Source organism: Nostoc sp. LEGE 12454 (genome assembly GCF_056620565.1).
On record NZ_JBWQXL010000084.1, the window covers coordinates 1 to 10,060 of the forward strand.

General features: G+C 40.4%; 8 protein-coding genes and 1 pseudogene. 4 read left to right on the top strand and 5 right to left on the bottom strand.

The genetic code is table 11. The features are described 5' to 3' along the window. Positions 1-121 precede the first annotated feature (121 nt). The 3 genes from AC1F2U_RS33850 to AC1F2U_RS33860 all read right to left on the bottom strand — a co-directional run bounded on the left by AC1F2U_RS33850 (position 122) and on the right by AC1F2U_RS33860 (position 4,716). Positions 122-2,032 carry a hypothetical protein gene (locus AC1F2U_RS33850; RefSeq protein ID WP_480265122.1) on the bottom strand — a complete coding sequence of 637 codons (1,911 nt, stop codon included), beginning with the start codon at positions 2,030-2,032 and terminating at the stop codon, positions 122-124. Positions 2,033-2,089: 57 nt separating this feature from the next. Beyond that, the gene (locus AC1F2U_RS33855; protein ID WP_480265123.1) at positions 2,090-4,255 is read right to left on the bottom strand and encodes a UvrD-helicase domain-containing protein; all 2,166 of its coding nucleotides are present in this window, start codon (positions 4,253-4,255) and stop codon (positions 2,090-2,092) included. Positions 4,256-4,461: 206 nt separating this feature from the next. After that, positions 4,462-4,716: a UPF0175 family protein gene (locus AC1F2U_RS33860; RefSeq protein ID WP_265271067.1), complete on the bottom strand. Its 255-nt coding sequence runs from the start codon at positions 4,714-4,716 to the stop codon at positions 4,462-4,464. Positions 4,717-5,007: 291 nt separating this feature from the next. Between AC1F2U_RS33860 and AC1F2U_RS33865 the strand changes: the two genes are divergently transcribed. Next, the gene (locus AC1F2U_RS33865; protein ID WP_480265124.1) at positions 5,008-5,832 is read left to right on the top strand and encodes an Rpn family recombination-promoting nuclease/putative transposase; all 825 of its coding nucleotides are present in this window, start codon (positions 5,008-5,010) and stop codon (positions 5,830-5,832) included. 185 nt (positions 5,833-6,017) lie between these two features. Next, entirely contained in the window at positions 6,018-6,296 is a 279-nt protein-coding gene (locus AC1F2U_RS33870) for a DUF4351 domain-containing protein (RefSeq protein WP_190884398.1), read from the top strand. A gap of 63 nt (positions 6,297-6,359) precedes the next feature. On the opposite strand, the gene AC1F2U_RS33875 is transcribed toward AC1F2U_RS33870, so the two are convergent. Together AC1F2U_RS33875 and AC1F2U_RS33880 are read right to left on the bottom strand one after the other, a co-directional pair. Further along, the gene (locus AC1F2U_RS33875) at positions 6,360-6,896 is read right to left on the bottom strand and encodes an endonuclease domain-containing protein (protein ID WP_480265125.1); all 537 of its coding nucleotides are present in this window, start codon (positions 6,894-6,896) and stop codon (positions 6,360-6,362) included. A gap of 9 nt (positions 6,897-6,905) precedes the next feature. Beyond that, positions 6,906-8,972: an Eco57I restriction-modification methylase domain-containing protein gene (locus tag AC1F2U_RS33880; protein WP_480265126.1), complete on the bottom strand. Its 2,067-nt coding sequence runs from the start codon at positions 8,970-8,972 to the stop codon at positions 6,906-6,908. On the opposite strand from AC1F2U_RS33880, the pseudogene AC1F2U_RS33885 reads away from it, so the two are divergent. Both AC1F2U_RS33885 and AC1F2U_RS33890 read left to right on the top strand, forming a co-directional pair. Further along, positions 8,959-9,405: pseudogene (locus AC1F2U_RS33885) on the top strand (hypothetical protein); the annotation flags it as partial. The gene AC1F2U_RS33880 and the pseudogene AC1F2U_RS33885 overlap by 14 nt on opposite strands. Before the next feature lie 93 nt (positions 9,406-9,498). Further along, entirely contained in the window at positions 9,499-9,834 is a 336-nt protein-coding gene (locus AC1F2U_RS33890) for a hypothetical protein (RefSeq protein ID WP_094351880.1), read from the top strand. The last annotated feature ends 226 nt before the right edge of the window (positions 9,835-10,060 follow it).

Below are 10,060 nucleotides of genomic sequence, written 5' to 3' on the forward strand. Positions count from 1 at the left end.
AGGTTACAGACCAAGAGCTTGATACTATCGCAATCGAACGAAATTCTTTTCATGGTGAGTGGAACTATATTATCAAACCCAAAGTAGTCAGTTAATTGTTCAAGTTATTTTTACATAACTCCTAAGCTTCGGTTTTACCACCACCAGTGGGGAACCAGAGTAAGTCTGCAACAGCATCGGTTTCGTGACTCCGATCGCAATGGTGTAAGTCGGTTATGCTGGGTAAATTCAGCAAGATAAAAGCTAATTGAAAGGGAAACCAGGTAGGATTGGGGATTTTGTCTAATTCTGGCGCTTTGCCTTGGCGTGCTTCTTCTGAGTAAATAGAACGAAGACGCTGCAAGTGCATGGCTTGATTCATAAATCGGAAAGCTTCGGCTGCTTCAGGGTTGGTTTGCAGCAGCGTTAAACCTGACTGAATGCGTTGAAGAGTGCGATCGCAATTTTTAATTGCATCCTCAGCTACATCTTGGTAATCTGTCAATCCTTCATTAGGATTAGAAATCCGTTGTGCTTGTTGTTGAATCCAGACTGCGTAAGCTGTTACCAGAGGATTTAGCTTACTGATAAAATCTACGGTTGGAGTTTCCGCAAGTTCTTTCATATCCAAAACCAATCCCGCCAATTCAGGAATTTCATCTGCTTGAGGTGGAGAGGTTTTGGGAACTTCGTAGACAGGTACAATGTTGGTAGATAATTTAACAGCACATTCTGTAGTATTTTGTGCTGTTTCGGCGTGGACGCTTACCCCATGACCAATGGCGAACTCTACCTGTTTACGATAAAGCATTGCCATTGCTTTTTCTTCAGCATAGATTACCGGGTCAAGCTTACCAGCCTGACGCGGTTTGTGTCGTTTGAGAAAAATATCGAGATGTTGAGAATCTGCTGATTGTACGCTTAATTCTGGTTGAAATAACCACGCTTCATCACGTAACTTGGCGGGTTCTTTTTGTCCGTTAATTAAAAACAAGCTAACAATCCAATCCCCGTTACTTTGTTGGCGAATTTTGCCTTGTACTTGCACTTGGGGATATTCTGAATGCACCGTCCATTTAGGAATTTCTCCCTCAATTAGAGGAATGGGAGGTGAATTTCCTAGAATTTGTTGGCGTTTCCACACCATTTTTGGTGTATCATCTTTTTTGGTAATAGTTTCGCTTTTAGTGCGTTTATATTGTCCCCACCCTGCATTAATTTGCAATACTTTGGCTGCACCACTAACGCAAAAAGTCATCCCAAAAGATGACGGAAACATCGTTTCAGCCGGTGGTACACTAACCTCAGTTGTGCCTTCCTCGACAGTACCTTTACCAACTACAGCCAATTCATCAATAAGTTCTGGTTGTTGATAGTCAACTTCTCTAAATAATTCGTCTTGCACTTCGTCAGCCACAATCGATTTATTTACAGTCTCAGCAGTGATGCGGCGTTGTTGCGGTGCGAGTAACCCTACAAGATAGCGATCGCTTACATTATCCTCATCTACTTCTTCTTCCTCACCACCCGCAGGCCCAAGTAAATCTGCCAATACTGCTTTTTCTAATTCATCACGGATTTTATAAGGTGTGGGTAACTGCGATTCCAGAATTTTACTAGTTTCATCTGCTTTTACTTCTAGCTTTTCCTCAACAACCGGATCAATCGCAAGTATAAATTTATCTTCTAATAATTGACCTTCGTTTGTTGAAGGTAGAAATTGTGTTTCTAATGGTTTCCTCTGTTCCCAAAGTTGAGGAGTTACTTTAGTTTCTAGCGGCTTTTTCTTAGAACGCGATTTTTTAGCTTTAGGCTTCTGCTTGTTAAACAAATTGCTGATATCAGTGGCAATCTTCTCTGCAATATCTCCATTTACTAACCAATCAGCATCTTCTACTTGATCAATTCCGTCTAGCAAAACCACAAGCTGAGATTCTGGTGCAGACACAACCGCACTCCAATCAAGCTGAATTTGATGTTCCCGCAGTTGTTTATTAATATTTAGTAAATCTAATTCACCTGGAAGTACAGAAGGAAGCTTAATAATTTCCATATTGCTGATAAAAGTAATAACCCACTAAATATTAATAATCATTCTATTCCCCATTCCCTATTCCCTATTCCCAAGATTCCACAATTGAGAATCGAATTTTTCCAAGAGGAGAGAAGAGTTGCTTGCAGGAACAATAACCAACAATGCCCGCATAGCGCGAGTCATACCAACAAACAAAGTCCGGCGATCGCGTGCTAAAATTTCTGTAATTTCATCCTCCGGTGTACCTTTGGGAATCGTTGGATAGGTTGCATCCAAAAATCCTGCGATCGCTACAATGGGAAATTCTAACCCCTTCGCAGCTTTAAGCGTAATAACTTTAACACCTTGTTTATTTAAGTCCAAGTCTTTGCTAGACATGAAATGCGCTTCTAACCCTAAGTATGAAAGTTGACCAGCTATTTTTGTACCAGCGCTTTCTGTCGGCACAATTACGGCACAAGCGTTAATACCCAACCGAAATTCACGGGCAGCACTTTTGCAAAATCGTACCAGTAATTCTGCTTCATCCCCTGGATTATTTACGGCACGGACAGCCGGTGGTGGGCCAGTGTGGATATAGTCTCTAGTTGGGGAATGGGGAATGGGGGATGAAGAATGGGAAATTTCTCCGATTCCCAATTCCCTATTCCCCATTCCCTCATCATCTAAAATCGAATTTGCCAAATAAGATATTGCCGCTTCGTTAATTTCGCGGGTGGTGCGGTGATTAACGCGCAGTACTCCTGTGCGTCCGACAAATTTCAAGTCTTGGCTAACGTCACTCCATCGAAAGCTACTACCATATATGGATTGATTGGCATCGGCGGTAATGAACAGGCGGTTAGGGTGACGGCAGACTTGAGTTAAAATACGTAAAGTATTGGGGTCTAAATCTTGGGCTTCGTCAATTACCACTGCATCATAAATCGGCGGGTTATCCATCTCCCGTAATGTTTCCAAGGCACGGGTACGGACTTGCGGCCAAGTTTCGAGTTCTTGTTTTTCTAGCAGCTGGTAAAATTGTTGACGCAAGTGCCAGATTGCTTGACGTTGCGTTTTGTTAAGGGAAATTGCCCTACCGCTTCGTGGCGTTGCTTGATATGCTTCGAGAGTTTTGATTTCGCGTGCTTCGATAACTGTACCAATTTCATCGATGAGATAATCAATACTCAGACGTTTTAACGTTTGTTCTTGCGCTTGACGTTGTAGTAAGTTGCCTTCTAGAGAATCAATTGCGTAGATTAGCGCCTGCTTGATGGTTTTTCGCAGGACATCACCAGAAGCAATATTGGGTTTTCCGGTACTTTGGGAAATGACTGACGCAATTATTGCATCGGCAGTTTTGACATTAACATACTGTATATCTTCGCCTAGCAGACTTGCTAAAAGTTGTTGAGAAAACGCAACCAGTGCATTTGTATAGGTTGTAAATAGGATTTTAGGTTTTTCGATTCCGTTGGCTTTGAGTGTTTCTACCAACGCACGAACACGGTAAAGTGCAACGGTACTTTTTCCCGTACCGGGGCCACCTTTTAGCAGTGTAGGGCCAGAAGCGTTGATTGCCCAACTGACGAACTTTTCTTGTTCAGGATTGAGTTTGAGTAAAAATCCCAGCAACTCACCTTCAGTGAAGCGCAATAAATCATCAGTGCTACCCGTAACAAAGCTGGGTTGGTTCAGAACTTGGTCAAAATTGGGTTCAGCGATACAATCAAAAATGCGATCGCACCATTTACCTGGTAAGTTGACTGCCATTAAATCATCTAATGTCCGACACGCGGTTAATGTTGTCCAATATTCTTCCGGTAGTCGCAACCTATGAAGCAAATCTTCGGTAATTTCCACGGGTAGCGGGCTTTCTGTGTTGGAGGTATCAGGCAAAACCAAGTTTGGAGTATAAGTTGGTTTTACAGCCAGCAATGCTTCTACATCTGGCAGAGTGCTGATATCGATATCAGTTGTTTCAGCAACTAGCTTATCGCCTTTGTATACATCTTTACGGGCATCTACACCCAGCAACGCTACCCATTTATCACCAAAAGTATAAATTATGCGATAGTCGCCTGAACGCAAGCGATACACATCACCCTTGTAGCCATGTAATTTCTTCTTTAAATTACCGTGAGGTTTGGGATCATCCCGCAATACTTCGATTTTCTCCAATATTTGCACCACATACTCTTTAGGGATAGCTAAGAGTTGATTGGTGAAGGTGGGTTTGTGGATAATCTCGAAGATCATGGTAGATGGGTATCTATACGTAGATATAATTAGGTTTGTTTAAGTGTTATTCAAAATTATACTCAATGAGGAATGGGGATTGGGGATGGGAAGACCGGATTTTGAAGATTTGGAGGTTTACAGGTTATCAGAAAAGTTAGCGAATTAATTGCGCTTGTTGACTTTTCAAAAGAACAATCAAAGGTGAAGAGTTAATAATTAGACGATTAATCGACATTCGTTAGTTCCTCGGCTAACTCTTGGGCAGTATATTGCATAAAGTCTACTTGGTAGCGTGATAGGGCATTAATAAATTCAGCACGAGATAGCCCAGCAATTTCTGCTGCTTTAGCTTGTGATATTTCACCTAATTCGTACCATTTAGCTGCTGCTGCAATTCGCATTTCTTGGATGAATTCTTCAGGATTTTTGCGGAGTGCTGAAAATACTGTTTCTGGTAATTGGATTGGTATTGTTCGCATAATTTTTTTCGGTTTATCAGATTGAATGAATCATAACAAAAGTAAAATTATGTGCTTAATATATCAAATATAATTTTATAATAACTAAACCTCATCTAAGTTGAGAACCGTAGTTTTCGCCCTCACCCTAAATCCCTCTCCCAGATATGGGAGAGAGATTTTGAAATTCTAGCTCCCCTTCTCCCTTGGGGAGAAGGGGTTGGGGGATGAGGGCAAATCTTTTTCAAAAGAGTTGAACTACAGGTTTCAAGATAGACGTGGTTTATATCAGTATAAAATTGGGTGTAACTGGTGGCTTTTGACAACGTTTGTAAAATATTAGCAGAGAAATATCCAACGGATTTTGCGCGTTGGTTGCTCCCTCATGAACCGCGACAAATCAAAGTATTAAAAACTGAATTAAGCATCGAGCCAATTCGAGCCGATTCTGTAACTTTTTTACAAACAGAGAATCGTATTTTGCATTTGGAATTTCAAACAGAAGCAAAATCTGATACTCCCATTCCCTTACGAATGTTGGATTATTTTGTTAGGTTAGTGCGAAAATATGATGTTCCAATAACGCAAGTAGTGATTTTCTTACAAGAGACAAGTAACGAAATCGCTTTTACTGAAGAATATGTAAATGAAATGACACATCACCGCTATCGTGTTGTCAGAATGTGGGAACAAGATTCGGTGTTATTTCTGGATAATCCTGCATTATTACCGTTAGCACCTTTAACACAGACAGATTCACCCCAAAGGTTATTATCGCAGGTTGCCCAAAGTGTTGCTAGAATCTCAGATAGGGAAACTCGGCAGAATATCGCCGCTTACACAGAAATATTAGCAGGTTTGAAGTTTAAGAAGGATTTAATTCAGCAATTTTTAGGAGAGGAAATTATGCAGGAGTCAGTGATTTATCAGGATATTTTGCAGAAGGGGAAACAACAAGAAGCGGTTTCATTTTGTTTGCGGTTACTCAATCAACGTTTTGGGGAGCTTAATTCATTCACAATTGAGAGAGTTCAAGTTTTATCTGTTGAGAAGCTCGAAGCTTTAGGTGCTGCATTGTTCAACATTTCAGAAGTATCTGATTTAATTACTTGGTTAGATCAGCAGGAAAGTAATTAGTTTTAGGTTTTGATAAACTATAAAGCGATAAAGCCGGAGGTAAAAACTCCGGTCTTTTATATAGTGATTGTTCATAATTATTAAAGTAAATTTAACTTAATTCATATTTTTACAATAATAAGCTATTTGTTTTATAGTAAAAATTTACTATATTAATATCTGATCAATTATTGAGTGAGGATTTTATGCAAGAGTCAGTCAATGATGAAGATATTTTATATCCAGGTGTATATCATTTGTTTAATTGTTTAGTTCGTAGTCGTTTTTGTGATATTAGTGAACTTGAGGAAGAAATACCTGGAATATCCGAACGCATTCGCGGATTGAATCTGCAACAGTTAGAAGGATTTGCAATAGCTTTTATGGAATTTACAGATGCAATTGATTTAAAGGTTTGGTTAGATGAATATGAACATGAAAAGGATTGGGAAAATCGGTTTGTAAAAAAGGTATTTAATTGGTGAAAACTTATAACCCACCCTGCCAAATTCTAGTTCCAGTCCCCCTTCTCCCTTGGGGAGAAGGGGCTAGGGGATGAGGGCTTGAGCAATTGTATGTAAAACAAACTCGATATCATCAAATATCTGCTCATTACTAAAGCGGATTACAATCAACTGATTAGAATTTAACCAGTTTTCTCTGATAGAATCTTCAGTTTGCTGATTTGCATGAATACTACCATCTAACTCGATAATTAATAACTTTTCGTGACAATAAAAATCAGCGATATATCTACCAATATTATGTTGTCTGCGAAATTTTGTATTTAATAAACGTCGATTTCTTAAACATTCCCATAATATTTGCTCTGCTGGTGTTTGTTGTTTTCTTAACTCGCGGGCGCGTTCTAATAATACTTTGGGAATTTGTCGGTTGTTACCTGCTAATTTAGAGATTTCTGCCCTCACCCCTAGCCCCTCTCCCAGAGGGAGAGGGGGACAAGATTTATCGTTATCTTTTTCTTGTTTATTTTTATTCTGTGGTTCTTTTTCTTGACTGTCTTTTTCTCTTTCTTTACTCCCTCTCCCTCTGGGAGAGGGTTGGGGTGAGGGTTCATCTTCCATATTCTCAACCTAAAATAAACTCATCTGCCCATTATCATTATCTTGTTTTTTAGATTCCGTTTGTGCCTTCTTCTTACCTCCAGATTTACTTTTTTTATTACCTTTATCATGTAAACCCTGTGCTACCTCTTCAGCATAGCGTTGGTGATTTAATTCTAATAATCTATCTAGCACTTCTCGCCGTGCAGTTTCGCTGATGGTGAAGCGTAAGCCTTGTTTAGTTTGGTGGAAACCATGAGATAATTCTAAATCTTGCCAACCGTAAGCAGCAGCTACAGCATTATCCATCTCTATGTGCAATTCGCGCAATTGTTGAATATCGGCGGCGGTTTCGTCGGGGTTGTGGAAGCGGTTGTAGGTTTTGGTTAATCCTTCTTGGCGTGTTTGCATGATATTTTGGCGATGATTGTAGTAGCGATCGCCTATTTCTTCTAGATTTGCGGTTGATGTGGGGAAGGGGAAGGTTTCAAATACATCTGAGGGGCTATAATTAAGGTCAGTTTTCATCGTCGAACTGTAATTCCAAGCCCAGTGATAATGAAAACTTGACTGGAGAATACTAAAATATGAATCATTTTCAAATGAAAAAACAGCTAATTTATGAGCATAAACCTGATTGGCAGGGACAAAAGTAAACGCTACTGTTCTACTGACAATTGCGATTACTAACACTCGTTCCATATTTGTGGTCGCATCGTAGAGTTCTGAACGTATTCGCCAAAACTGCCACCAAGGTGCAGCTGCAACATCCGCAGCTTTATTTGCTCTTTCAGTTTTAACCTTTTCCTCTAAAATCGCCAAACAATCAGGATAATCAGCCGCATAAGGTTTACCTTTCGGTTTCTTAAAATTATCATCTTCAGTATTTAAAGGATAATCCTTAAAATTTATCACCCAACGACTAGGTGATTGATCAGGACGAGAATTTAAATCTTCACCGTTTAAATAAGGAAATAAAACATCTTTGTTGCGGTGGTCTTTTTCAATTAATGCTTTTGCTTCCTCTTGAGTTAATACAAAACCCATTCCCAAAACTAGAGTACCTTGAAAAGATTTATCTTTATTTACAGCTAACTGATAAGGATTACCTACTGCTTTACCAGGTATCGTCAGAAAAGCTGTAATTCCATCCACAGACTTTTCATCTAAAACAAATTCACCCAACCAATTACCTTGATGTAACCAAACATAGGCAACTTCTAAACTAGCGATACCCTCCCATTTTTTACTAGATACAGCACGAGTAATTACGCAACTATCAGAAACTAACTGGTCTAACCCAACCTCACGAGTATCACCCTGTGCTATGGTATTCGTAGCGATTAAACCAAATCCACCATTTACATTTAATAACTGTTTGGCGTGTAAGAAAAAATAAGCACAAAGGTCAGCGTTACCGCGTTTATCATTCGCAATCCATTTAACTAAAAAATCTCGATAAGCTGTATCCAAAGCACCTGTAATTTTTTTTCCACCCATAAACGGCGGATTTCCCACAATCGCATCAAATCCTAACTTTTGATTTTCGTTCGTAGTAAGCACTTTAGTGCTTTTCTTGCCACCCTTATCATTATTAAGCGATAAATCGCTCACTACGAACACCTCTGGAAATTCCAACTCCCAATGAAACGGATGCAACTTTTCAAAATCAGGTAAAGCCTTACCCATCCCATCAGGAATATCTGCACCATCCCGAAAAGTAGTTAGCAAAGTCTTCCTTAAACCTTCCCTTTCCTTCTCCGACCAATCATTAAAATAACTCCCAACTAATAAATTACAACCTTGACGTAAATCAAAACTTCTCGCATTTGCTTCCGTCAATAAATACACCTTGCGATTTTGGTCTTCCCTCGTCAACACCGGAAGCGATGCAATCTCTCGCCGTAACTCAATCACCTTATCAACTTCCCGCCGAATCTCCTCAGCAAATAACTCCGGTGTGCCAGTTGTGTCTAAATTCCAATAACGCAACTGTTCCAAAGTCACCCCAATCAGCGAATCCCCACACTTCAGGGCATGATCCACAAAGGTAAACGGACGATTCTTTTGCAACGTTATTAACGCAGATATCTCCATTCATCACATGGTAATGGCATCGCTGGCTTTTGGAACTGGCATTGTAGCGTTACTACCCAAGGAAGCAAACTTGCTACTTTCCAACTTCGAGAAATGGCAGCGCAAGTATGGCATCAATATTTATACTGTCTTGTTCTGCTTGGTAGGTGTAGTATTTATGTTGGATATCGCTGCTGCACCAGCAAACGCCCAGTTCATGCAAAATGCAGAGGACTTTTTCACTGAGTATTTTACTGGTGTTAATGCAGACATTATCAAATACGTATTCGCAGTACTGCGCGGTTTGTTCCTAATTTACCTTGGTATTGGTCTGATCCGGGTCGTTCAATCAGCCAGAAACGACGAGGATTGGCAAACAATCGCCCGTACACCAATTATCGTTGCCCTCACAGTTGTAGTCGGAGACTTGCTTGCAGGGCTGGTAACAGGCTGAGTAGCCACTCGTCAAAAAAGCCACCACGAGTGGCACAATTCCACAAGTGCCACTCATCAAGATTTCAAAAGCTGACTTTTGCCTTTCGTAATAATGACAAGAGTTCGGGAATTTCGTACAGTCAACCGTGTATTAGGAGACCAACCACGTCTCGGGCCATTCCCCGCCGACCAAATTGTTCCCTGGAGTGCGATCGCTCTCATCTCCTACATGGTAGTTAAGGGTTTTATGCAAGCTTCCTGGCTTGCAACCGGAATTGTAACCGCCTGGGGATGGGCAACCTGGTGGACAGTAAGTTCCAACAAAGCCTTTTTTGGTAAGTTTGTCGGCACGCCCCGCATCACTCGTGGTTACAAACCTTTTGTCTCCCTCGTTAATCCTCTACAACCTCAACCCAAGAAAAAGCGCAAGCTTAAAAAACGCAGATAAAGCTTCTCAATTAATAAATATCACCGAACAAAACTACAGGCTATGAGTTCGACCGCCTCAACGAAAATAAAGCACAAAATTGGTAAAAAATCCCTTGATACCCCTAGCTATCTAATTGGTGTTGTTTGCAGGTAAACTGAAAAACACCTACCAGCAGACATTCCTCCGTGATAGTAAAGTTACCTAGCCACCGCCCACAAAGACATTTCCCGGATGCCAAACGAAT